Genomic DNA, 21800 nt, shown 5'->3' with positions numbered 1-21800 from the left:
GGACCGCTGCGCCTGCAGCCAGGCGACGCAGCGGCCCTGCCCCGAGTCGCATGACCGCGACAACCGCTGCGTGTTCATGGTGCTGCGCGCCGCGGTGCAGTACGCGGCGGATGGCGACTGAACGCACCGATGAAGGAACCGCCGATGCCTGACCAGGATATGTCCATTCCGGTGCTGCCCAGTCGATCACTGCCGCGCACGATCGCGTTCTACGCGCGGCTGGGTTTTGAGGGCGAGCTGCTGGCCAACGGCACGTACGCGATCCTCACCCGGGGTGCGCTGGAGCTGCATTTCTTTCCACACCCGGCGCTGGACCCGGCCGAGTGCTATGCCGGTGCGTACATGCGCGTGGCCGCGGTGGACCCGCTGCAGGCGGCCTTCGCGCCTGTGGGCCTGCCAACGCAGGGCATTCCGCGCCTGGAGCCGGTGCAGGACAAGCCCTGGGGCATGCGCGAGCTGGCGCTGATCGACGAGGATGGCAACCTGGTCAAGTTCGGCCAGGTGCTCTGACAGGGGCCTGTACGATGCGCGCCCAGGAGCCGACCATGGCGATTGAACGCATCTTCACCAGCCCTGCTGCCGACGCGCCGCAGATGGAACACGAGCGCATCACGCTGCGCGCCGGCCGCGGCGTGCAAGGCGACCGCAACGAGGGCCGGGCCGATCACCCGGGCCAGAACCTGACCCTGGTCGAGGCCGAGGAGATCGAGCGCTTTTGCGCGCAGCATGGCCGCTTGCCCGACCTGTCGATCACGCGGCGCAATCTGGTCACGCGCGGCGTGCGGCTCAATGCGCTGGAGGGCCGCACCTTCCTGATCGGCGCGGTCCGGGTGCGCGGCGTGGAGCTGTGCGAGCCCTGCCTGGGCCTGGGCCAGGCCCTGAGCAGCGACACCTTGCCGCCACCGGCCGTGGTGCGCCACTGGGTGGGGCGAGGCGGACTGCGGGTGGATGTGCTCAGTGACGGCGAGATCGCCCGCGGAGACGGGTTTGAGCTCGCCTGAGGACGGCGGCGCCCCGGCGCAAACGGTCTGCCGCGCGGCCGCGGCCGGGGACTTTCCGGCCGTGCAGCAAATGCTGGAGCTCTACCAGTACGAGCTGTCCGACCTCTGGCCGCAGGACCTGGACGCCCAGGGCCGATACGGCTATGACCTGCGGCGCCATCTGCGGGCGCAGCGCTTCTTCGCCCATGTGGTGTGGCACCAGGGCGTCTACGCCGGCTGCGCGCTGGTGGCGCCCGCGGCCGTCACGCGCACCGAGGGCTGCTGGATGGAGCAGTTCTTCGTGCTCAAGCGCTACCGCCGCTGCGGCGTGGGGCGGGCGCTGGCGCAGCATGTCTTTGCCGCCCACCCTGGCCCCTGGGAGGTCGGCCAGATGCCGGGCAATGCGGCTGCGCTGGCCTTCTGGCGGCGCGTGATCGCTGACCACAGCCCGACCGGCTTCACCGAACAGCAGGTCACTGACGGCTGGTGGCGGGGCACGGTGCAGCGCTTCGACGCGCCGCCCGCGCCACCCCGATGAGCCCCGCCCTGCCGACGCGCCGGCAGGACATCGAGGCGGTGCGGGTGCTGGCCGCCTTCGGCATCGTCTGGTTCCATGCCCACGCGCCGCAACTGGCGCTGGGCTATGCGGGGCTGGTGGTGTTCCTGGTGCTGTCGGTGTGGCTCTCGGCGGGCTCGCGCCAGGGCTGGGCCGCGGTGCGCCAGCGCGCGCGGCGGCTGTTGCTGCCCTGGGCGCTGTGGTTCGTCGTCTATGGCTGGTATGTGCACACGCTGCGTCTGCCGGTGGTGGACACGCGCCACGGCCTGCTGGCGGGCGTGCTGGCAGGCAGCAACATCCACCTGTGGTACCTGCCCTTCATGTTCGCGGTGCTGCTGCTGGCCGATGGCCTCAGGCGCCTGCTGCCCGCACGCGGGTTGGCGCTGGGCGCAGGCCTGCTGGCCACCGCACTGGCGCTGGCCATACCGCTGTGGCGGCCGCACACGCTGGGCAGCTTCTACCCCTTGCGGCAGTGGGCCGATGCAGCGCTGCCGGTCAGCTATGGGCTGATGCTGCTGGGCGCGGGCGCACTGACGCCCGCGCAGCGCACTGCCGCGCTGGCCGTGCCGGTGCTGGCCGCGGCACTGATGGCGCCGCTGGAGAGCTTTGGCCTGACCAGCGCCCTCGGCCTGGGTGTGTGCGCGTGGCTGGCCAGGCGACCAGCGCCCGCGCCGGGCGGCTGGTCGGTGCAGTGGCTATCGGACCTGTGCATGGGCATTTACCTGGTCCACATCCTGGTGCTGGAAGCCCTGCTGCTGCGCACACCGCTGCGCGGTGCGCTGCTGGCGGTGGCGGTGTTCGCGGTGTCGGCGCTGCTGGTGGCGGGCGGGCGGGCGCTGGCGCCGCGCTGGCGCGGGTGGTGGTCCTGAGCCCCCCGGCGGGGACGGCCGATCCGGGATACTCGGCGCATGACCCTGCTGTTTGTCTACGGAACCCTGAAGCAGGGGTTCCCGAACCACCCCCTGAACACCGGCCGCCGCGTGCCGGGCGAGTACCGCACCGTGCAGCCGCTGCCGCTGTATGTGGTGCGCCTGCCGCAGGAGGAACGCGCGCCCTGGCTGATGCACCTGCCCGGCCAGGGCCACTGCGTCAGCGGCCAGCTGTTCGAGGTGCCGGACGACGCGCTGCCGTCGATCGACGCCTTCGAGGAGGTGGGCCTGCCCGATGGCTACGAGCGGGTGGCGTTGACGGTGGTGTCGCAGAGCGACGGCCAGCCGCTGCAGGCCTATGCCTACCTGAAGCCCGAGCACCAGATGCACCGCTGCCTGGCGGTGGAAGGACCGTTTCACGAGTACACGCTGGCGCTGGCCGAGGGCTACTGGATCAGCCGCGGCTGAGGTCAGCCGCCCGGCCCGGCAGGATCAGACGCCGTGCGCCTGCACCAGCGCCGCATGAAAGGCTGCGGCCAGCCGTGACGGCGCCGGCGAGCGCCGCTGCACCACGCTGAACTGGCAGGCGTAGTTCAGCACCTGCGGCGACACCGCGCGCAGCCGCCCGGCGCGCACGAAGGGTTCGGCGTAGTGGTCGGGCAAAAAGCCCAGGTAGCGGCCTGACAGCACCAGCGTGGCCACCGCCTCCTGGTCAGAGGCAGTAGCGCGACGCTCCAGCCGGCGCGCATGGGTGAGCATCAGGTTGGGCGACTGGTAGCCCAGGCCCACCAGGGCCTCGCGGCGCAGCGCGTCCCAGCCAGGGGGCTTGCGCTGCGGTGCGAACCACGGATGGCCGCGGCCGGCGTAGAGGTACATGGTCTCGCCAAACAGCGGCGTGTAATCCAGGCTGTCCGAGCGCCGGTGCTCGGGCACGATACCCAGCTGGAAGCTGCCGTCGATCACGCCGCGCTCGATCATCGCGATCGTGCCCACATGCACATGCAGCGTGGCCTGCGGTGCGCGCGCCTGGAAGGCGGCCACCGCCTCGGCGATGCGCGCGTCTGGGTTGCTGGCCGTCTTCTCGAACACCGCCAGGTGCAGGTCGCCGGCCAGGCGGCGATGGATCTCGTGCAGCTGGCCGCGGAAGGCATCGGTGGCGCCCAGCAGCTGGGTGGCGGCGGCGTGCAGTTGCTCGCCCTCGGGCGTCAGCGCAAAGCCGGCGCGGCCGCGGCGGGCCAGCGTCAGGCCCAGGCGCTGCTCCAGGTCTTTCAGGTGGCGGCTGATGGTGGACAGCGCAATGCCCAGCTCGCGCTCGGCCGCCGCCAGGCCGCCGCAATCGGCCACGGCCTTGAAGACGCGCAGCAGGCGCAGATCGGCGTCACCGATCTGGCCGGGCAGCGTGGCGTCATTCAGTTGCATGGATCGTCAAGTGACTGCGCAGATGAAAGCATTCTATTCAAGCGAATCCTGAGGCACCATCCGCAGCTTGCGCTGCCTGGAGACCCGCCGATGAACGCCCCCGAGATCTGGACCACCACCCACCCCGCCTCCACCGACGCCGTCTGGATGGACGCCCACTGGATGCCCTTCACCGGCAACCGCGACTTCAAGGCCAACCCGCGCCTGATCACCTCGGCCGAGGGCGTGCACTACACGATGGCCGACGGCACCAAGCTGTTCGATGGCCTGTCGGGCCTGTGGTGCTGCGGCCTGGGCCATGCGCGGCGCGAGATTGCTGACGCCGTGGCGCGCCAGGTGAGCACGCTGGACTACTCGCCCGCGTTCCAGTTCGGCCACCCGCTGTCTTTCGAGCTGGCCAACCGCATCGTCGAGCGCATGCCCGCCGGGCTGAACCGGGTGTTCTTCACCGGCTCGGGCTCGGAGTCGGCCGACACCTCGCTGAAGATGGCGCGCGCCTACTGGCGTGCCAAGGGCCAGGCCAGCAAGACGCGGCTGATCGGCCGCATCAAGGGCTACCACGGCGTGAACTTCGGCGGCATCTCGGTGGGCGGCCTGGTGGCCAACCGCAAGACCTTTGGCCAGGGCGTCGAGGCCGACCACCTGCCCCACACCCAGCCGCCCGCCGGCAGCTTCTTCCAAGGCCAGCCGCCGGCCGAGGGCCCGCACGGCGTGGCGCTGGCCGATGAGCTGCTGAACCTGATCGCGCTGCACGACGCCAGCAACATCGCCGCGGTGATCGTCGAGCCCTTCGCCGGTTCGGCCGGCGTGATCATCCCGCCGCAGGGCTACCTGCAGCGCCTGCGCGAGATCTGCACCGCGCACAACATCCTGCTGATCTTCGACGAGGTCATCACCGGCTTCGGCCGCGCCGGCGCCTGGACCGGCGCCGAGGCCTTCGGCGTCACGCCGGACATCATCAACATCGCCAAGCAGGTGACCAACGGCGTGCAGCCGCTGGGCGCGGTGATCGCCAGGACCGAGATCTACGACACCTTCATGCAGGCGGGCGGCCCCGACTACATGCTGGAGTTCCCGCACGGCTACACCTACTCGGCCCACCCGGTGGCCTGCGCCGCGGGCGTGGCCGCGATGGACCTGCTGGCCCGCGAGGACGGCCCCGGCCGCGTGCGCGCGCTGGCGCCGCACTTCGAACGCGCGGTGCACAGCCTCAAGAGCGCGAAGCACGTGGCCGACATCCGCAACTTCGGCCTGGCCGCCGGCATCACCGTGGCCAGCGTCCCCGGCGAGCCCGCCAAGCGCCCCTACCAGGTGGCGATGCGCATGATGAAGAAGGGCTTCTACGTGCGCTACGGCGGCGACACCATCCAGCTCGCCCCGCCCTTCATCAGCACGACAGCGCAGATCGACAGCCTGGTGAATGCGCTGGGTGAGACCTTCAACGAGGTGGAATAAACGTCCGGCGGCTTCCTGCCCGGAGCAGCCGAAGGCTGCTCCGGGCCGAGGCCCGCACATGGAGCTCCCCCCAGCCCCCCTCCAAGAGGGTGGCTCCAGTCAGAACGACAAAGGGTGATGCGCCCAGCGTGCCAGCGCTACGCCGGCCGGCAGGCCGGCCCGAAGCTCATGCTGGAGCCCCCTTCTTGGAGGGGGGCTGGGGGGAGCTCAACGGAAAAGGGCCCTGCCCACAGCGGCCTACGGCCGCTGTGGGCAGGAATCCGCCGCTCAGCGCGGCTCCATCGCCCGCACCTTGTCACCGCCCGCCACCGAGTAGGTCATCGGCACCTTGCGGGTGGCCAGGAACTGCGCCAGCGATTCGCCGCGGAAGGCCGCGTAGACCGCGGGGTTGGGCACGCCCAGCACGGCCGCCATCTTTTCCAGCACGAAGAAGCTGACGCCGCGGCGGATCATCTCGATCCAGCGGCGCTCGCGGATCAGCGCCTGCTCCTCGGCGCTCAGGCCGTGCTCGGTGGCCAGGGCGTCGAAGTCGCTGAGGAAACGCGCGCGGTGCGCCGGCTTCACCAGCTCGTGCAGGAAGCTGTTGAGGCGCAGGTTGGCGTGGCTGCGCGCGTGCGTGAAGGGGTAGGTGCCGGGCAAGGCGCCAGCGCCATCCAGCTCATGGCCGATGTGGGTGCGGTAGGCGGCCACCGCCGCGGGGTCAGGCTCGCCGCCCAGGTCCTCGAACACCAAGGTGCAGATGTTGGTCACCGAAGGGGCATAGGTCTGCTTGTGCACCAGGCGCACCTGCTCGGACAGTGCGCCGCGCATGATCAGCCACATGATGACCTCAGCGCCTTCCATGCCGCCCTTGGCGGCGTACTCGGCGATGCGCATGTTCACCAGCGTGTCGGGCGCGTGCTCCAGCAGCTCCAGGAACTCGCTGTCCCAGGCCTCGTTGAGGAAGCCCGCGCGCTCGCCATGCACCTGGTGCGACAGGCCGCCGGTGGCCATCACTGCGACACGCAGGTCCTCGGGGTAGCTCTCCACGGCCTGGCGCAGCGTCCTGCCCAGCTTCCACATGCGCTTCGCACTGGGGATGGGCAGTTGCAGCACGCCCACCTGCAGCGGCACGACCTGGCCGGGCCAGGGGCCGTTCGCATCGGCCAGCATCGACAGCGGCGACAGCAGACCGTGGTCCACCGGCTTGCCCTGGAAGAAGGACATGTCGAACTCGTCGGCCACCAGCGCCATGCCAATGTGCCGCGCCAGGCCCAGGTGGCCGATGGCCGGCGCCACCTCGCGCGGGCCGCCGCCCTCGTCGGCCGCCACATAGCGGTCATCGATGCCCAGCGCAAAGGCCGAGTAGTGGTCGAAGAAGAACGAGGTGATGTGGTCGTTGTAGATCACGAAGATCACGTCGATCTTCTGCGCCTGCACCCAGCCGCGGATGGCGTCAAAGCCGTCGAAGATCGGCTTCCAGGCCGGGTCCTGCTGCTTGCCGGTGTCCTTGGCGTAGCCGATGGTGGGGGAATGCGAGGCGCCAATGCCGCCGATGATGCGTGCCATGGTGAGAGCTTGCTCCGAAGGAGGGGGAATCAGCCGCCGACGCTGTGCACCAGCACCAGCGACAGTGCCGGGAAGGCCAGCAGCAGCACGATGCGCAGCAGGTCCGAGGCCAGGAAAGGCATCACGCCCTTGAAGGTCTCGACCAGCGGCACGTCCTTGGCCAGGCGGTTGATGATGAAGACGTTCATGCCGACCGGCGGATGCACCAGGCCGATCTCCACCACCATCAGCGCCAGGATGCCGAACCAGATGCTCTTGTCGGTGGCGCCCAGGCCATGGAACTCCAGGCCCATGACCATCGGGTAGAAGATCGGGATGGTCAGCAGGATCATCGCCAGCGAATCCATCACGCAGCCCAGCAGGATGTAGATCACCAGGATCGCCACCATCACCACCATCGGGTGCAGGCCGCTGTCCTTGACCCAGGCGGCCAGCTCCACCGGCATCTGGCTCAGCGCCAGCGCGGTGTTGAGCATGTCGGCGCCCAGCAGCACCAGGAAGATCATCGCTGTGGCCTGGGCCGTGCCCAGCGCGCTGTCGACGATGCCCTTGACGCGCATGCCACCGGTGGCCACGGCCAGCACGCCACAGGCCGCGGCGCCAATGGCGGCCGCCTCGGTGGGGTTGGCCCAGCCGCCGTAGATGCCGATGATGACCACCGCAAACACGCCCAGCACCGGCAGCACCTGGGCCAGTGCCTTGAGCCGCTCAGGCCAGGGCACGCGCGGACCGGCGGGGCCGGCCTCGGGGCGCAGCGTGACGATGATCTTCACGACGATCATGTAGCCGAGCATCGCGATCAGGCCCGGCAGCACCGCAGCCATGAACAGCTTGCCGATCGACTCCTGCGTCAGGATGGCGTAGATCACCAGCGGCACCGAGGGCGGGATCATGATGCCCAGCGTGCCGCCAGCCGCCAGCGCGCCGGTGGCCAGCGCGCCGGAGTAGCCGTAGCGGCGCAGCTCGGGCAGCGCCACCTGGCCCATCGTGGCGGCAGTGGCCAGCGAGGAGCCGCAGATCGCGCCAAAGCCCGCGCAGGCGCCGATCGAGGCCATCGCGATGCCACCCTTCAAGTGGCCCATGAAGGCCGCGACGAAGCGGAACAGCGCCGCGCTCAAGCCCCCGTGGGTGGCGAACTGGCCCATCAGCAGGAACATCGGGATGACGATCAGGTCGTAGTTCGACAGCCGCGCATAGCCCACGTTTTTCCACACGCTGAGCAGCGGGGTGAAGCTGCCGCTGAGCCAGGCGTAGCCCAGCGAGCCCATGGTGAACATGGCCACGCCGATCGGCACGCGCAGCGCCAGCAGGCCCATCAGCAGCGCGAAGATCCACAGCCCGGTGGCGATGCCGCTCATGGCTGCACCTCCTGAGGCGCGCCCACCGCCGGGCTGCGCAGGTGCGCGCCCACCATATAGAGCCCGGCCAGCGCCATCAGCACGAAGCCGGGGATCATCAGCGCCTGGGCCAGCCAGATCGGCCAGCCCAGGATGATGCTGGTCTCGCCCGAGTCCTTCATTGCCAGCATGCCGGCCGTGCCGCGCCAGGCCAGGGCCGCGCCCATCGCACCGAACAGCAGCGAGCCCAGCGCATCCAGCGCACGGAGGGTGCGGGCCGAGGCCCTGGCGGTGAAGAAGTCGACCTTCACGTCGCCGCCGATCAGGTGGCAGTAGGCGAAGAAGCAGGCGCAGGCGAAGGCGGCGCTCATCTGCAGCAGCTCGACATCGCCCGGCACCGGTGCGGCCGCCAGCTTGCGGCCGACGATGCTGACGATGCTCATCGCCACCAGCAGCACGAAGACCAGGCCGCCCGCCATCGCCAGCGCCTTGGACAGCGCGAGCAGGCGATAGCCGATGGGGCCGAAGCCGGGCAGGGTGCCCGCGACGCGGGCCCCCGGAAGGGGTTCTTGCATACGTGTCTCCTTGGGCCTGTGCAGCCTCTGCGCATTACTGCGCCGCCTGGTGCTTGGCGATCAGGGCACGGGCCGCGTCGTACAGCTGCTTGCCGTTGGCGCCCTTGGCACTGACATCGGCGATCCAGCCGTCGACCAGCGGCTGGCCGGCCTTCTTCCAGTTCGCCAGCTCTGCGGCCGGGATGACATTGGTGGTGTTCTTCGCGGTCAGCTTCTTGCCCTCGGCATCGGCCGCCAGGAAGACCTTGCCGATCTGGCCCGACAGCGCCAGGCCGCTGTTCGCATCGACCACCTTCTTCAGCTCGGGCGACAGGCTGGCGTACTTGTCCTTGTTCATCACGAACATGAAGGTGGAGGTGTAGAACGCCGGCTCGGCGGGATCGGTCTCGGAGTGGTACTTGACGATCTCCTGGATCTTCACCGACGGCACCACCTCGTAGGGCACCACGGCGCCGTCGATGACGCCCTTGGACAGCGCCTCGCTGACCTGCGGCACCGGCATCGCCACCGGCGTGGCGCCCAGGGCGGCGAGGAACTTGTTGGTCTGGCGGGTGGGAGCGCGCACCTTCAGGCCCTTGAGGTCGGCCATGCTGCGGACCGGCTTGTCGCGCATGTGGAACACGCCGTCGCCATGCACATGCAAGGCGATCGGCTTGACGTCCTTGAACTCGGCCATCGCGTAGGTGTTCACGTACTCCCACAGCGCCTTGCTGGTGGCTTCGGGACTTTGCATCATGAAGGGCAGCTCGAAGACCTCCATCAGCGGAAAGCGGCCGGCGGTGTAGCCCGACAGCGTCCAGACCACATCGGCCACGCCGTCCTTGACCTGGTCCACCAGTTGCCCCGGCGTGCCGCCCAGCTGCATCGACGGGTAGATCTGGCACTTCAGCTTGCCGGCCGAGTCCTTGGCGATCTTGTCGCACCAGGGCTGGATGAACTGCTGCTGGGCATAGGAGCCGGCGGGCAGGAAGTGGTGCACCTTGAGCACCACGCTGTCCTGGGCGCAGGCGGCGGTGGACAGGGTGGCCGTGGCGGCCACGGCAAGCAGGCGGCGGATGGTGTTCAAGGGCTTGTCTCCGGTGTGTGTGAAAACCGCTGGTATTGATCCAGCGCAAAGCGCGGGCGCAGTCTAGGAAGCACACCCCTGGTCCGGAAGATGCCGCGCAGGCCGGCGCGATAACCCATGGTTATCATCAGCGCATGAAGCTCAATGCCTTGCAGGCGCTGGTCGCCGCCATTGACGAGGGCAGCCTGCGTGCTGCTGCGCGGCGTGTGGGTGTGACCCAGCCGGCTTTGTCGAAGATGGTGCGCGAGCTCGAACGCGAGCTGGGCGCGCCGCTGCTGGAACGCAGCACCACCGGTGTCACGCCCACCGCGCAAGGCCGCATCCTGCATGCGCGGGCCAAGGCCGCGGTGTGGGAGCTGGACGAGGCGGTGCAGCAGATCGGCCAGATGGGCGGCCGCATGGTGGGCCAGCTGGCCGTGGGCGCGGTGCCGCTGGCGCTGCTGCTGCTGGTGCCCGAGGCGGTGCGCACCTACAGCCGCGCCTTCCCGGCGATGATGCTGCAGCTGCGCGAGGAGCTCTACATCGGGCAGTTGGAGCTGCTGCGCCAGCGCCAGGTGGACCTGGTGGTGGGCCCGATCCCCGAGGACCTGGCGCCGGGCGAATGCCATGTCGAGCCGCTGATGCCGATCGAGATGGCGGTGGTGGTGGGGCGCGGCAACCCGAAGGCGCGGGCGCGCTCATTGCGCGATCTGCAGGACTCGCGCTGGGTCTACACCAGCCTCAGCGGCCAGTCCGGCTATGCCAAGCTGCTGTTCGAGCGGCACGGGCTGCAGCCGCCGGCACCGGCGGCGATCGTCAACTCCACGCTGGGCCTGCTGTCACTGATCAGCCATGGCGACTGCGTGGGGCTGATGCCGCTGCCAATTGCCACCCACCCGGCCGCAGCGCCGTTCATGCAGGTGCTGAAGCTGCGCGAAGGGCCGCTGCCGCTGGCCCTGGGCGCGATCGCGCTGAGCACGGTGGCGGTGAAGCCGGCCGTGCGCCACTTCATCACCCATCTCCACCGCGCCGCGGCGCAGGTGACCGCGTAGACGATCGCCCTTGCGGTGGCAGGCCCATCGGCCGACCCCTCAGAATGCGGAGCTTGACCGATACCGTGAGGGGTTCCATGCCACACAGCCTGATTGAAGCGGTGCGCCGCGGTGACCTGGAGGCGGTGCACCGCCTGGCCACGCCAGCCACCTTGGAGGCGCGCGACGACGAGGGCCTCAGCGCGCTGATGTGGGCCGCCCGCACCGGGCAAGGCGCGCTGACCGAGGCGCTGCTGGCCGCAGGCGCCGACGTGAACGCCCGCGACGCCCGCGACTACACCGCCCTCTTCCACGCCTGCCACGACCCCGACGAGGACCGCGGCCATCCAGACGTGGTGGCGCTGCTGCTGCAGGCCGGCGCCGACCAGGAGGCCTGCATCGGCTTTGGCGTGCGTCCGCTGATGTACGCCGCCGGCAACGGCGAGGCCGCCGTGGTGCAGGTGCTGCTGCAGGCTGGCGCCGACCCGCTGGCACGCAACGAGGTGGGCCGCACCGCGCTGATGATGGTCAAGGACCGCGACTACGTCGACGTGATCAACCTGCTGCACGAGGCCGAGGGCCAGCAAGAGGCCGGCAGCTGCGGCGCGCGCCATGCGCCAGACCAGCAGGTGATCACCTTCATGAAGCCGCCGGTGCGCGGTCAGTGAGGCGCTGCGCTCAGGACGGCGGCCGCAGCAGCAGCCACAGGCGCGCCAGCGTGGCCACCGCGCCGGTGGCGCCGGCAGCCAGCGCGCGCCACTCGGCCTGCGCCGCTTCGCGCTGACCAGCCTGCCAGCGGGCCACGGCCAGGCGCAGCCGTGCTTCGTCGGTTTGGCGGGCGATGCCACGGGCCAGCGCGTCGGACATGCGCTGCAGGCCGGGATCGGTCTGGCCCATGGTGAACAACGCCAGGCCCTGGCCGAAGAGCGCCGCACTATCGGGCGCCTGGCGCGCAGCAGCCTCGCCGCTGCTCAACTGGCTGCGGTCGTCGGCGACGGCCTTCTGCAGCGCGGCACGTTGCGCCTTGTCGGCCGGCGTGCCCCACCCGCGCGCCACGCCCTCGTCCAGCACCGCCAGCGCCTCGGCCGGCAAGCCGGCCTGCACCGCGAGCCGCACCATGTCGTGCATGTCATCGGCGTCCAGCAGCGCGTTCGCCTGGCGCGCCAGGCGCCAGCTGTCAAGCTGCAGCCGCGGCGGGAAGCCCGGCGCGGCACGCAGCCGGGCCAGCCGGTCGGCCCAGTAGGCCGGTTGAGGGTGGAGGCGCACAAGCCGCTCGAGCGTGACCTGGTAGCCCGCCTCATCGCCCTGGCGCAGCTGCGTGGCGGCCAGCAGCTTCAGCGGCGCCTCGGCGCCGGGCCGGCCGGCGGCCTCGTCGTCGGCCACCAGGCTCTGCAGCGCCTGGACCACGCCGGCATCGTTCTTCAGCGTGGCCTGGGCCTGGGCCAGCACCAGCCACAGGCGCGGCTCGCGCGCGCCTTCGGCCTGCTGGGCACGGACCACGCGCACCACGGCGGCGGGGTCGTTGGCGCGCTGCGCGGTCTGCAGCAGCGCCTGCCACAGCGCCGGGCGCTCGGCCGCCGGCAGGCGGTCGCTGGCCAGCACGGCCTCGAAGTCCGCCACCGCCTGGCCGTGTTCGCCCGCCAGCGCGGCGGCCGGCGCGCGCAGGCGCAGGATCAGGTAGCGCTCCTGCGCGTTGGGCTGGGGCACCGCCTCGGCCTCGCGCACGCGGGCCAGCGCCTGGGCGCCTTGGCCGGCGCGGATGGCCTCCTGCGCCGCCTGCAGTGGCTTGGCCACCTCGGGGCGCAGCGGTTCGGGCGCGGGCTGCGCCGACAGCGCCGACGCGCCCAGCAGCCAGCCCAGCGCGAACAGGCGCGCAGACACACGCAGACGCATCAGCACCTCCGGCTCAGACGAAACGGTTGACCAGGTTCTCGAGCCGCTCCTGGCGGCCCGAGCGCGGCTGCGGCGACAGGTCCTGCGCCTGCACGCGCTGAGCCAGCGTCTCCAGGCTGGCGCCGCCCAGGATGGCCTGGCCCAGCTCGCCCTGCCAGCCGGCGTAGCGCTGCTCCACCGCACGCTCCAGCTCGCCCGACGCCTGCAGCTCGGCCGCGCACAGAAAGGCGCGCGCCAGCGTGTCGATGCCGCCGATGTGGCCGATCAGCAGGTCTTCGGGGTCGATGCTCTGGCGGCGCACCTTGGCGTCGAAGTTCATGCCGCCCTGCCCCAGGCCGCCGTGGCGGATGATCTCCAGCATCGCCGGCACCAGCTGCACATGGTTGTTCGGGAACTGGTCGGTGTCCCAGCCCAGCTGCTCGTCGCCGCGGTTGGCGTCGATCGAGCCCAGCAGGCCCAGCGCGGCGGCGGTGGCCACCTCGTGCTCGAAGCTGTGGCCGGCCAGCGTGGCGTGGTTGACCTCCAGGTTGAGCTTGACCTCGCCCTGCAGGCCGTAGCGGCGCAGGAAGCCATCCACCGTGGCGCTGTCGTAGTCGTACTGGTGCTTGGTGGGCTCCTGCGGCTTGGGCTCGATCAGGATGGTGCCGGTGAAGCCGATCTTGTGCTTGTGCTCGACCACCGCCGCCAGGAAACGGCCGTACTGGTCCAGCTCGCGCTTCAGGTCGGTGTTGAGCAGGCTCTCGTAGCCTTCGCGGCCGCCCCACAGCACATAGTTGGCGCCGCCCAGGCGGTGCGTCCACTCGATCGCGTGCCGGACCTGTGCGGCGGCGTAGGCATACACCTCGGGGTCAGGGTTGGTGGCGGCACCGCTCATGTAGCGCGGGTGCGAGAACAGGTTGGCCGTGCCCCACAGCAGGCGCACGCCGCTGTCCTGCATCTGGCGCGCGGCGCGCTCCAGCACCGCATCGAGCAGCGCGTTCGATTCGCGCAGCGTGGCGCCTTCCGGGGCCACATCGCGGTCATGGAAGCACCAGAAGGGCAAGCCCAGACGGCGGAAGAAGTCGAAGGCGTTGTCCAGCTTCAGCTGCGCTGCGGCCAGCGGCGCGCCGCTGAACCAAGGCCGATCGAACAGCGGGCCGCCCAGCGCGAACGGGTCCTGCCCGCCCCAGCAGAAGCTGTGCCAGTAGCAGACCGCCGGGCGCAGGTGCTCGGCCAGGGTCTTGCCCAGCACCACGCGCTGGGCGTCGTACCAGCGAAAGGCGAAGGGGTTGGTGGAGGACGGACCTTCGTAGCGGACCGTGGGCAGATCGGCGAAGACAGAGCTCATGGCGGGTCTCGGTGGGGTGAGGGTGAAGAAGGCGGGGCGTCTCAGCGGGCCAGCGCCCGGCAGGGGGCCCAGGCGCGGCGAAAGCGCGCCAGCCGCTCGGCCAGCAGCGGCTGCGCCGCGGGGCGCGGCAGGAATGACCGGGCGATCGGCGGCGTGCGCAGCACCTCGGTGGCGGGCAGGCCCAGGGACAGCTGCGCCAGCCGCGCGGCGCCCAGCGCCGGACCGACCTCGGCGCCCGCGGGCCGCAGCAGCGGCTGGTCCAGCACATCGGCCAGCAACTGCAGCCAGACATCGCTGCGTGCACCGCCACCCAGCGCCAGCAGCTGGGCCGGCTCGGTGCCGGCCGCGCGCAGGGCCTGCAGGCCGTCGGCGAACGAGAAGGCCACGCCCTCGATCACCGCATAGGCCAGGTCATCGCGCGTGGTGGCGGCGCCCAGGCCCAGCAGGCTGGCGCGTGCCGCAGGGTCGGCGTGCGGCGTGCGCTCGCCGCTGAGGTAGGGCAGGAACAGTGGCGCGTCGGCGCGCGGCTGCTCGTCCAGACCGGCCAGCAGCGTGGCGGCATCAGCGCCGGTGACACTGCCCAGCCAGGCCAGCGCCGAGGCCGAGGACAGCATCACCGCCATCTGGTGCCAGGTGCCGGGCAGCGCGTGGCAGAAGCTGTGCACCGTGCGCTCGGGGCAGGCGCGCGCCTCGCCGGTGGTGACGAAGAGCACGCCGGAGGTGCCCAGCGAGACAAAGCCGTCGCCCGGCCGCACCGCGCCCACACCGATCGCCCCGGCGGCGTTGTCGCCGGCGCCAGCGGCCACCTGCACGCGCTCGGGCAGGCCCCAGGCGCGGCACCAGTCGGGCCGCAGCCAGCCCACGGCGTCGGGGCCCTCGCGCAGCGCCGGCATCTGGTCGATGCCCAGGCCGGTGGCGGCCAGCAGCTCGGGGCTCCAGCGGCGCGCAGCCACGTCCAGCCACCAGGTGCCCGAGGCATCAGAGGTGTCGGTGAGCATCTCGCCGCTGAGCTGCCAGACCAGCCAGTCCTTGGGCAGCAGCACCTTGGCCACGCGGTCGAACAGCGCCGCCTCGCGCTGGGCCACCCACAGCAGCTTGGGCGCGGTGAAGCCGGCCATCGCCGGGTTGGCGGCGATCTGCCGGCCCTGTGGCAGGCGCCGCTCCAGCTGCTGGCACTGCGCCTGGGCGCGGCCGTCGTTCCACAGCATCGCCGGGCGCAGCACTGCGCCCGCGGCATCCAGCAGCACCGCACCGTGCATCTGGCCGGCCACCGCGAGCGCCTGCACTGCGCGCCAGTCGGCGGCCTGGGCGCGCTGGCGCAGCGCCCGCACGGCGGCGTCGGCAGCGGCCAGCCAGTCGGCGGGGTGCTGTTCGCTCCAGTCGGGCTGCGGGCGCTGCACGGTGAGCGGCGCGTCAGCCTCGGCCAGCAGCCGGCCGTCGGCGGCCAGCAGCACCGCCTTCAGGCCCGAGGTGCCCAGGTCCAGGCCCAGCACGCAGGGCGCGCTCATGGGGCGGCCCTCGCATCGCGCTCGGCGGCCAGCTCGGCCTGGATGGTCTGCATGATGGACAGCACCTCGGCAGTGGCCTCGACCGGGTGCAGCGGATGCCCGGTGGCACCCTCGCGGATGGCGGCATTGACGGCGCGAAACATCGGCACGTAGCCGGCGCCCTCGCGGGGGAAATCCAGGTCCTCCACCGTGGGTGGCGCGGGCGGCTGGCCGGTCACCAGCTTGAAGCCGGCGGGCGAGAACAGCGGCTCCTTGAAGTCGATCGCGCCGCGGCGCCCACCCAGCCAGCCGCGCGGCGGGATCAGCGTGGTGATCGAGGTGGCCAGCTGCGCCAGCGCGCCGCTGGTGTAGCGCAGCGTGATCGCCTGCTCCAGGTCCACGCCGTCGGGGCGCATCGTGCCGGTGACCGAGATCTCGGCCAGCTCACCCAGGAACATCTGCGCCAGCGTGATGGTGTAGACGCCCATGTCGTACAGCGCGCCACCGCCCAGCGCCGGGTCCCAGAAGCGTGCCGGGCCATCGGGCGGCACCGGGTAGCCCAGGCCGGCCTGCAGCAGGCGCGGCTCGCCGATGGCACCGGCGTCGACCAGCTCGGCGGCGCGGCGCATTGCCGGGCTGAACTTCATCCACATCGCCTCCATCAGGAAGACGCCCTGCGCCCGCGCCAGCCGGCCGAGCTCGCGGGTCTCGTCGGCGGTCATCGTCATCGGCTTCTCGCACAGCACATGCTTGCCGGCGCGCAGCGCCTGGCTGGCCAGCGCGAAGTGGGTGGCGTGCGGGGTGCCGATGTAGAGCGCATCGACCTGGTCGCTGGCGCACAGCCGGGCGAAGTCGTCGAAGGCCAGCGGCAGGCCATGCGCCTGCGCGAAGGCCTCGGCGCGCTCGCGCGAGCGCGAGCAGATCGCCACCACCTGCGCGTCCTCGCACAGGCGCAGGTCGCCCACGGTGCGGCGGGCGATGCCGCCGCTGCCAACCACGGCCCAGCGCACGGGCGTGTGTTGTGTCATGGCCTGTTCCTCCTGGTTCGTCAGTGCGCCGCGGCGGGCACGGGGGTTGGCGGCACGGCGGGCAGCCGCCACGCCAGGCCGATGCTCAACAGCAGCAAGCCCATCAGCACCGGCAGCGCCTGCAGCAGCGTGCGCGGCGTGAAGGCCTGGCCGGGGCCGCTGGGCAGCAGCGCCGCCACCAGCGCGATCGCCAGCACCGCCGCGAACTGCCGGCCCGCGTTGACCGCGCCCGAGGCCCCGCCGGCCTGCGCGCGCGGCACCGACTGCAGCGTGACCGCGGTCAGCGGCGGTCCGATGAAACCCACGCCCAGGCCCAGCAGGCCCTGCGCCAGCAGGCCCAGCGGGGCCAGCACCTGCTGCACCGGCTCGCCCAGCCCGCCGGCGCTGATCACCGCCATCAGTGCGATGCCCAGCGCCTGGATGCCCAGGCCCAGGCCGATGCAGCGGCCACCCAGGTGCTGGAAGGCGATGCGGCCGAGCGTGCTGACGCTGAGCATCACACCCAATGCAATCGGCATCGACAGCAGCGACATCTGCGTCGCGCTGAGGCCGGCGCCCAGCTGCCAGGCCAGGGTCATCACGAACAGGTAGGCCGGCAGCACACCGGTGCACAGCAGCGACAGCCCCAGCCCGAGCCGGTAGCCACGGTCCTCCAGCAGCGAGGGCTGCACGATCGGCTGCCCGCCGCGGGCCTCCAGCCGGCGGCAGTGCTGCCACAGGCCGAGCGTGAAGCCAGGCGCACAGGCCAGCAGCGCGAACAGCGGCAGCGTCCAGCCCTGCTCGGGCCCCTGCACCAGCGGCACCGCCCAGGCCACCGCCGCCGCCAGGCACCACAGCGTGCCGCCCAGGTCCAGCACGGTGCCGGGCTGCGGCGGGTCCTGCGGCAGCAGGCGCAGCGCACCGGCGATCGCCAGCAGCCCCACCGGCAGGTTGATCAGGAACACCAGCCGCCAGCCCAGGCCCGCCAGGTTGGCGTCCACCATCAGCCCGCCGACCACGGGTCCCAGCGCCGACGACACGCCGCCCAGCAGGCCGAAGATGGTGAAGGCGCGCATGCGTTCGTGCGGCGCATACATCGCCTGCATCAGCGTCAGCACCTGCGGCACCATGATGGCGGCGCAGGCGCCCTGCGCCAGCCGCGCCAGCACCAGCGCATCGGCCGAACCCGCCAGGCCACAGGCCGCCGAGGCCAGCGTGAAGCTGGCCACGCCCCACAGGAACATCGTGCGGTGGCCGTACAGGTCGCCCAGCCGGCCGCCGATCACCAGCAGCACGGCAAAGGCCAGCGCATAGCCGGCGACGATCCAGGCCACCTGCGCCTGCCCGGCCTGCAGCGAGCGGCCGATGGCCGGCAGCGCCACGTTGACGATGGTGACGTCCAGCAGGTCCATCACGAAGGCGATGGCGACGATGGCGAAGGCCCAGGTGCGGCGCCGACCCACCAGGGGTGGCGCAGTGCTGGACAGGGTGGGCAGGCTCATGGATCAGGCAAAGGCGTGGCCAGCCCCCGGCCGCAGCCGGGAGGTCAGGGACATTCAGCAGGGACGCCTGCTCAGCGCGCCGGCACCAGCATCGCGCGCCGGTGGCTCAGGCCCTGGCTCAGCGCGATGACGATGCAGATCAGGCCGCAGACCACGAAGGTGTTGAGCAGGCTGCCGGCCCAGCCGCGCACGAAGCTCACGAAGAAGGGCGAGACGAACTGGCCCAGGAAGAAGGCGCTGCACCACCAGCCCATGCCGCGGCCGCGGAAGCGCTCGGGCAGCTCGCGCAGGCTCCAGCTGATCAGCACCGGGATCACCATGCCGGCCCCCAGCTGCTGCACGAAGGCACAGGCGATGGCCGGCTCCAGGCCCAGGTTCAGGCCAATGCCCACCATACCCAGGCCCAGCAGCAGGAAGACCACGGTGAACTGGGCCGCATTGCTGCGCTTGGCGACGAACTTGAACAGCAGCGCGCCCACCGGCACGCCGATGCTGGCCACCGCCGTGTAGTTGCCCAGCTCGCTGCCCTTCTTGACGCCCATTTCGTCGAGCGCCAGCGAGAACTGCAGCGTGTAGACGAAGTACAGCGCCGACAGCGCGAACGTGGACGCCGCGATGCGCACCATCAGCCCGCTGGGGAAGGCCATCATCGTCGCCGTGCCCGGCTCGTTGACGGCCTGCTGGCCGCTGCGGTCGGGCTCGTAGGCGGTGAAGAAGGCGAAGATCGCCAGCAGCAGCGCCAGGCCGTAGATCAGAAAGGGCAGATTCCACTCCAGCATCGACAGCCGGCCGCTGGAGGTCACCAGGAAGACACCCGCGGCGGGGCCGGTCAGGCTCTGCCACATCAGCCACTTGGCGCGCTCTTCCTTCTCGAAGTAGTCGCCCAGCAGCGCGTTGCCCACGGTCAGGATGAAGGCCTCGCCCACGCCCAGCAGCAGCCGACCAGCGAACAGCGCCTCGAAGCTGGTGATGAAGTAGGGCAGCACACCGCCCAGGCCGTAGAGCGTGGTGAAGATCAGCAGCAGCCGGCGTCGGCCGATGCGGTCGGTCAGCGTGCCGGCGAAGGGCGAGAACAGCGCCACGCACAGGCCCGGCGCCGACAGCACCAGCGGCGCCAGTGTCTGGATGTTCGGCACATGCGCAAAGTTCTTCACCAGCGCAGGGACGATGGGCATCAGCGTGACGATCGCCATCATCGGCAGCAGGCCGATCAGGATGATCACCAGCCCTTGGGCGATGCCGGCGCGGCGTGGCGTGTGCATGGCTGTCTCCGTGTTGTACGTATCAGGCGCGCAGTTCGGCCGAATGGCCGTACTCGCTGGCAATGTAGGCGCAGGCGCGCGCGGTCAGCGCCATCGTGGTCAGCGTCGGTCCGCAGGTGCCGTTGGTCACGAAGCAGCTGCTGTCGGTGACGAACACATTGGGCGCGCCCCAGACCTGGTTGTGCGCATTGAGCACCGAGCTGGCCGGATCGCTGCCCATGCGGGCGCCGCCGCACTCGTGGATCGCACCGCCCACCGCCACGCTGCGCTTGTAGGCCAGGCGGAACATCAGGCGCTCGTACCACTTGTTGTTCGGCATGAACGGGCCGTCCGAGCCGATGCCCAGCGGGCTGATCAGGAAGTCGGGCGACAGGCCGGCCTCCTGCATCATCGCCTTCTGCGTTTCGACCTGGTCGCGCAGCAGCTTCAGGTCGTTGTCGCGCAGGCGCACGCTGACCGAGGGGATGGGCACGCCCAGGCGGTCGCGGCGGGCGGCCAGGCGCACCTGGTTTTCGGCGTGCGGCAGGATCTCGCCGTGGCCGGTGAGGCCGAAGACCGAGTCCATGTGCGGCGGCAGCATCGGCCGCCCGACGATGCCCTGGATGTTGAAGCCGCCGGCATAGCCCAGCTCACCGGGCTGGCGCAGTTGCCGGAAGCGCGGGATGTAGACGCCGCCGTGGTTGTCGGCCGGCGAAGTGCCGTCCACCAGCTCGCCGCCCTTGAAACCCGGCACGGTGCCGAAGCCCAGCGTCAGCATCTGGTCCATGAAGTAGCGCCCGACCAGACCCGACGCATTGCCCAGGCCGTGCGGGTGCTGGCCGCCGCCCGAGTTCAGCAGCAGGCGGATGCTCTCGATGGTGGAGGCGCACAGCATCACCACGTTGGCACGCGCCTCATGGCGTGTGCCGGTGGCCTTGTCGATGTAGGTGACGCCGGTGGCCCGGCCGGTACGTGCATCGGTGTTGACGCGCTCGACCGGCGACTGGGCGCGCAGCGTCAGCCGCCCGGTGGCGGCCGCGGCGGCCAGGGGCACGGTGGTGCGGTGGCCGTTGGCATCGACCGGCGTGGCTTCCTTGCGCACATAGCGCCAGGCCATGACCTTGGCATCGCCCCAGCGGGCCTCGACGCGCTGCTTGAACTGCTGCTCGGCGCGGCTCAGGCCGGCGGCCTTGGCATAGCTGCCCGACGGGCAGTAGTCGATGCCGTCGTCGTTGCCCACCACGCCCAGCGTGCGCTCGACCTGCTCGTAGTAGGGCGCCAGATCGGCGTAGCTGATCGGCCAGTCGAAGCCCTGCCCTTCATGGCTCTTGAACTTGAAGGTGTAGTCCGACATGCGCAGCGCCACCCGCCCCCAGGACAGGAAGCGCCCGCCCACCTGCTTGCCGCGCAGCCACAGGTAGAAGTCCTGCGGCGACTCGTAAGGGTGCTCGTTGTCGTTGACGAACAGGAAAGCCTTCTCGGGCGAGTAGAACGAGGTCAGCGCCTGCTTGTGTTGGCCGCTCAGGCCGGCCTTGATGCGGGCCCAGGAGCCGATGGCGGCGAACTGGGCCTTGGCGGCGGCTTCGAACTGGGCCTCGGGCAGCGGGCCGCCGGCCTCCAGCACCAGCACGTTCAGGCCGGCCTCGGTGAGTTCCTTGGCGGCGATGCCGCCGGTGGCACCGGAGCCAACGACGATCGCGTCGAAGTGGTCTTGGGTCATGGGCAACAGCCGTTCAGGCGGCGGGGGTCTCGGGGTCGGTGTCGTAGGGCGCGGGCGGACGCGGCACCACGGCCTGCGCGGTCTGGGTGCTGTAGGCCTGGTAGAAGTCCTCGGCGGGCCGGTCGGTGTCGGGCAGCCACACCGGCTTGCCGTCGTGGCCGAAGTAGGCCAGGTTCTCGTGGAAGCGCTGGAAGTCGGGGACGGCCTCGGTGCAGGCGGCAAAGTCGATCCAGTTGCGGCCATAGGGCGCGCGGAAGACCTCGAAGCAGCGGAAGCGCCAGATCTTCCAGACGCCGTCCTGCAGCAGCGCATGCATCTCGTACTTCATGGCCACCCAGTGGGCCCAGACCTTCTGGCCGTTGACCAGATCCTTCTCGTACAGGAAGTCGGGCGCATTGGCGGCCTGGGCGGGATCGGTCAGTCCCGACTCCACCCCACCGACGATCCAGATGCCGCGCGCGCTGCGGCCATCGGCCGCCACCTGGATCGACGGCGTGGTGCTGTAGTGCAGCAGCAGCTTGCCCACCGGCGAGGGGCGGCCGCGGTGGTATTCGGTGATCGTCTCCCAGCTCGTGTAGATGCCCTTGTTCGAGTACTGGGCGCGCATGCCCGGCGTACCGGGCTTGACCCACATGTCGATGATCCGGGCGTCCTCGTAGCCGTTGTGCAGGTGCATGTAGTTGGAGAACAGGTTCTCCACCTCGCCGCGCGCTTCGGCGCGGGCGACGCGGGCTTCCAGGGCGGCGATGTGGGCGGCCAGATCGGCGGTGGCAGGCATGGGCGTGTTCATGCGTGGGTGTTCCTTGGC

Annotated in this window: 21 protein-coding genes; 8 read left to right on the top strand and 13 right to left on the bottom strand. The window is 70.9% G+C overall.

Annotated elements, in window-relative coordinates:
- Window positions 1–144: 144 nt before the first annotated feature.
- Genes KAK06_RS18425 through KAK06_RS18405 form a run of 5 tightly spaced genes read left to right on the top strand, consistent with a single transcriptional unit; the run spans window position 145 to window position 2873 of the window.
- A complete protein-coding gene (locus KAK06_RS18425) occupies window positions 145–510 on the top strand; it encodes a bleomycin resistance protein (protein ID WP_210803613.1) in 366 nt (121 codons plus the stop codon).
- A gap of 35 nt (window positions 511–545) precedes the next feature.
- Entirely contained in the window at window positions 546–1001 is a 456-nt protein-coding gene (locus KAK06_RS18420) for an MOSC domain-containing protein (protein ID WP_210803612.1), read from the top strand.
- The gene (locus tag KAK06_RS18415; RefSeq protein WP_210803611.1) at window positions 988–1518 is read left to right on the top strand and encodes a GNAT family N-acetyltransferase; all 531 of its coding nucleotides are present in this window, start codon (window positions 988–990) and stop codon (window positions 1516–1518) included. Before KAK06_RS18420 ends, KAK06_RS18415 begins: the two co-directional genes overlap by 14 nt.
- The gene (locus KAK06_RS18410; RefSeq protein ID WP_210803610.1) at window positions 1515–2405 is read left to right on the top strand and encodes an acyltransferase family protein; all 891 of its coding nucleotides are present in this window, start codon (window positions 1515–1517) and stop codon (window positions 2403–2405) included. The genes KAK06_RS18415 and KAK06_RS18410 overlap by 4 nt, the downstream gene beginning before the upstream one ends.
- Before the next feature lie 39 nt (window positions 2406–2444).
- Window positions 2445–2873, top strand: a complete 429-nt coding sequence (locus KAK06_RS18405; protein WP_210803609.1) for a gamma-glutamylcyclotransferase family protein — start codon at window positions 2445–2447, stop codon at window positions 2871–2873.
- A gap of 24 nt (window positions 2874–2897) precedes the next feature.
- On the opposite strand, the gene KAK06_RS18400 is transcribed toward KAK06_RS18405, so the two are convergent.
- Window positions 2898–3824, bottom strand: a complete 927-nt coding sequence (locus KAK06_RS18400; RefSeq protein ID WP_210803608.1) for a LysR family transcriptional regulator — start codon at window positions 3822–3824, stop codon at window positions 2898–2900.
- A 90-nt stretch (window positions 3825–3914) separates the two neighbouring features.
- On the opposite strand from KAK06_RS18400, the gene aptA reads away from it, so the two are divergent.
- Window positions 3915–5279: an omega-aminotransferase AptA gene (gene aptA / locus KAK06_RS18395; RefSeq protein ID WP_210803607.1), complete on the top strand. Its 1365-nt coding sequence runs from the start codon at window positions 3915–3917 to the stop codon at window positions 5277–5279.
- A 267-nt stretch (window positions 5280–5546) separates the two neighbouring features.
- Here the strand turns inward: aptA and KAK06_RS18390 are convergent, their stop codons facing one another.
- From KAK06_RS18390 to KAK06_RS18375, 4 genes are read right to left on the bottom strand one after another with little or no spacing between them, the layout of a single operon-like run.
- Window positions 5547–6827, bottom strand: a complete 1281-nt coding sequence (locus KAK06_RS18390; protein WP_210803606.1) for a gallate dioxygenase — start codon at window positions 6825–6827, stop codon at window positions 5547–5549.
- 29 nt (window positions 6828–6856) lie between these two features.
- On the bottom strand, window positions 6857–8185 hold the full coding sequence (locus KAK06_RS18385) for a TRAP transporter large permease (protein WP_210803605.1): 1329 nt from the start codon (window positions 8183–8185) through the stop codon (window positions 6857–6859).
- Complete coding sequence (locus tag KAK06_RS18380; protein ID WP_210803604.1) at window positions 8182–8739, bottom strand: TRAP transporter small permease; 558 nt, start codon at window positions 8737–8739, stop codon at window positions 8182–8184. The genes KAK06_RS18385 and KAK06_RS18380 overlap by 4 nt, the downstream gene beginning before the upstream one ends.
- Window positions 8740–8773: 34 nt before the next feature.
- Window positions 8774–9805 carry a TRAP transporter substrate-binding protein gene (locus KAK06_RS18375; RefSeq protein WP_210803603.1) on the bottom strand — a complete coding sequence of 344 codons (1032 nt, stop codon included), beginning with the start codon at window positions 9803–9805 and terminating at the stop codon, window positions 8774–8776.
- Between the two features lie 134 nt (window positions 9806–9939).
- On the opposite strand from KAK06_RS18375, the gene KAK06_RS18370 reads away from it, so the two are divergent.
- Entirely contained in the window at window positions 9940–10836 is an 897-nt protein-coding gene (locus KAK06_RS18370) for a LysR family transcriptional regulator (protein WP_210803602.1), read from the top strand.
- A gap of 77 nt (window positions 10837–10913) precedes the next feature.
- Entirely contained in the window at window positions 10914–11483 is a 570-nt protein-coding gene (locus KAK06_RS18365; RefSeq protein WP_210803601.1) for an ankyrin repeat domain-containing protein, read from the top strand.
- 10 nt (window positions 11484–11493) lie between these two features.
- Here the strand turns inward: KAK06_RS18365 and KAK06_RS18360 are convergent, their stop codons facing one another.
- The 8 genes from KAK06_RS18360 to KAK06_RS18325 all read right to left on the bottom strand — a co-directional run bounded on the left by KAK06_RS18360 (window position 11494) and on the right by KAK06_RS18325 (window position 21782).
- The gene (locus KAK06_RS18360; protein ID WP_210803600.1) at window positions 11494–12708 is read right to left on the bottom strand and encodes a hypothetical protein; all 1215 of its coding nucleotides are present in this window, start codon (window positions 12706–12708) and stop codon (window positions 11494–11496) included.
- Between the two features lie 13 nt (window positions 12709–12721).
- Window positions 12722–14035, bottom strand: a complete 1314-nt coding sequence (gene xylA, locus KAK06_RS18355) for a xylose isomerase (protein WP_210803599.1) — start codon at window positions 14033–14035, stop codon at window positions 12722–12724.
- 41 nt (window positions 14036–14076) lie between these two features.
- Window positions 14077–15543, bottom strand: a complete 1467-nt coding sequence (gene xylB, locus KAK06_RS18350) for a xylulokinase (RefSeq protein ID WP_210803598.1) — start codon at window positions 15541–15543, stop codon at window positions 14077–14079.
- Window positions 15540–16550 (bottom strand): Gfo/Idh/MocA family protein, encoded by a 1011-nt coding sequence (locus tag KAK06_RS18345; protein ID WP_210803597.1) that lies wholly within the window; start codon window positions 16548–16550, stop codon window positions 15540–15542. Before KAK06_RS18345 ends, xylB begins: the two co-directional genes overlap by 4 nt.
- 20 nt (window positions 16551–16570) lie before the next feature.
- Window positions 16571–18031 carry an MFS transporter gene (locus tag KAK06_RS18340; protein WP_210803596.1) on the bottom strand — a complete coding sequence of 487 codons (1461 nt, stop codon included), beginning with the start codon at window positions 18029–18031 and terminating at the stop codon, window positions 16571–16573.
- 71 nt (window positions 18032–18102) lie between these two features.
- Entirely contained in the window at window positions 18103–19293 is a 1191-nt protein-coding gene (locus KAK06_RS18335) for an MFS transporter (protein ID WP_210803595.1), read from the bottom strand.
- A 22-nt stretch (window positions 19294–19315) separates the two neighbouring features.
- Window positions 19316–20992, bottom strand: coding sequence for a GMC family oxidoreductase (locus tag KAK06_RS18330; RefSeq protein ID WP_210803594.1), 1677 nt, complete (start codon window positions 20990–20992; stop codon window positions 19316–19318).
- 13 nt (window positions 20993–21005) lie between these two features.
- On the bottom strand, window positions 21006–21782 hold the full coding sequence (locus tag KAK06_RS18325) for a nuclear transport factor 2 family protein (RefSeq protein ID WP_210803593.1): 777 nt from the start codon (window positions 21780–21782) through the stop codon (window positions 21006–21008).
- Window positions 21783–21800: the final 18 nt, after the last annotated feature.

The sequence above is a fragment of the Ideonella aquatica genome (assembly GCF_018069755.1).
Taxonomy (GTDB): Bacteria; Pseudomonadota; Gammaproteobacteria; order Burkholderiales; family Burkholderiaceae_C; genus Ideonella; species Ideonella aquatica.
This window is presented reverse-complemented; position numbering and strand designations above follow the sequence as displayed.

Bases quoted from the DNA above. Each gene is read 5' to 3' on its own strand.
- xylB (WP_210803598.1), bottom strand. From the start codon at position 15,543: ATGAGCGCGCCCTGCGTGCTGGGCCTGGACCTGGGCACCTCGGGCCTG.
- KAK06_RS18330 (WP_210803594.1), bottom strand. From the start codon at position 20,992: ATGACCCAAGACCACTTCGACGCGATCGTCGTTGGCTCCGGTGCCACC.
- KAK06_RS18325 (WP_210803593.1), bottom strand. From the start codon at position 21,782: ATGAACACGCCCATGCCTGCCACCGCCGATCTGGCCGCCCACATCGCC.
- aptA (WP_210803607.1), top strand. From the start codon at position 3,915: ATGAACGCCCCCGAGATCTGGACCACCACCCACCCCGCCTCCACCGAC.
- KAK06_RS18360 (WP_210803600.1), bottom strand. From the start codon at position 12,708: ATGCGTCTGCGTGTGTCTGCGCGCCTGTTCGCGCTGGGCTGGCTGCTG.
- KAK06_RS18410 (WP_210803610.1), top strand. From the start codon at position 1,515: ATGAGCCCCGCCCTGCCGACGCGCCGGCAGGACATCGAGGCGGTGCGG.
- KAK06_RS18400 (WP_210803608.1), bottom strand. From the start codon at position 3,824: ATGCAACTGAATGACGCCACGCTGCCCGGCCAGATCGGTGACGCCGAT.
- KAK06_RS18405 (WP_210803609.1), top strand. From the start codon at position 2,445: ATGACCCTGCTGTTTGTCTACGGAACCCTGAAGCAGGGGTTCCCGAAC.
- xylA (WP_210803599.1), bottom strand. From the start codon at position 14,035: ATGAGCTCTGTCTTCGCCGATCTGCCCACGGTCCGCTACGAAGGTCCG.
- KAK06_RS18335 (WP_210803595.1), bottom strand. From the start codon at position 19,293: ATGCACACGCCACGCCGCGCCGGCATCGCCCAAGGGCTGGTGATCATC.
- KAK06_RS18425 (WP_210803613.1), top strand. From the start codon at position 145: ATGCCTGACCAGGATATGTCCATTCCGGTGCTGCCCAGTCGATCACTG.
- KAK06_RS18380 (WP_210803604.1), bottom strand. From the start codon at position 8,739: ATGCAAGAACCCCTTCCGGGGGCCCGCGTCGCGGGCACCCTGCCCGGC.
- KAK06_RS18340 (WP_210803596.1), bottom strand. From the start codon at position 18,031: ATGAGCCTGCCCACCCTGTCCAGCACTGCGCCACCCCTGGTGGGTCGG.
- KAK06_RS18390 (WP_210803606.1), bottom strand. From the start codon at position 6,827: ATGGCACGCATCATCGGCGGCATTGGCGCCTCGCATTCCCCCACCATC.
- KAK06_RS18345 (WP_210803597.1), bottom strand. From the start codon at position 16,550: ATGACACAACACACGCCCGTGCGCTGGGCCGTGGTTGGCAGCGGCGGC.
- KAK06_RS18365 (WP_210803601.1), top strand. From the start codon at position 10,914: ATGCCACACAGCCTGATTGAAGCGGTGCGCCGCGGTGACCTGGAGGCG.
- KAK06_RS18370 (WP_210803602.1), top strand. From the start codon at position 9,940: ATGAAGCTCAATGCCTTGCAGGCGCTGGTCGCCGCCATTGACGAGGGC.
- KAK06_RS18420 (WP_210803612.1), top strand. From the start codon at position 546: ATGGCGATTGAACGCATCTTCACCAGCCCTGCTGCCGACGCGCCGCAG.
- KAK06_RS18385 (WP_210803605.1), bottom strand. From the start codon at position 8,185: ATGAGCGGCATCGCCACCGGGCTGTGGATCTTCGCGCTGCTGATGGGC.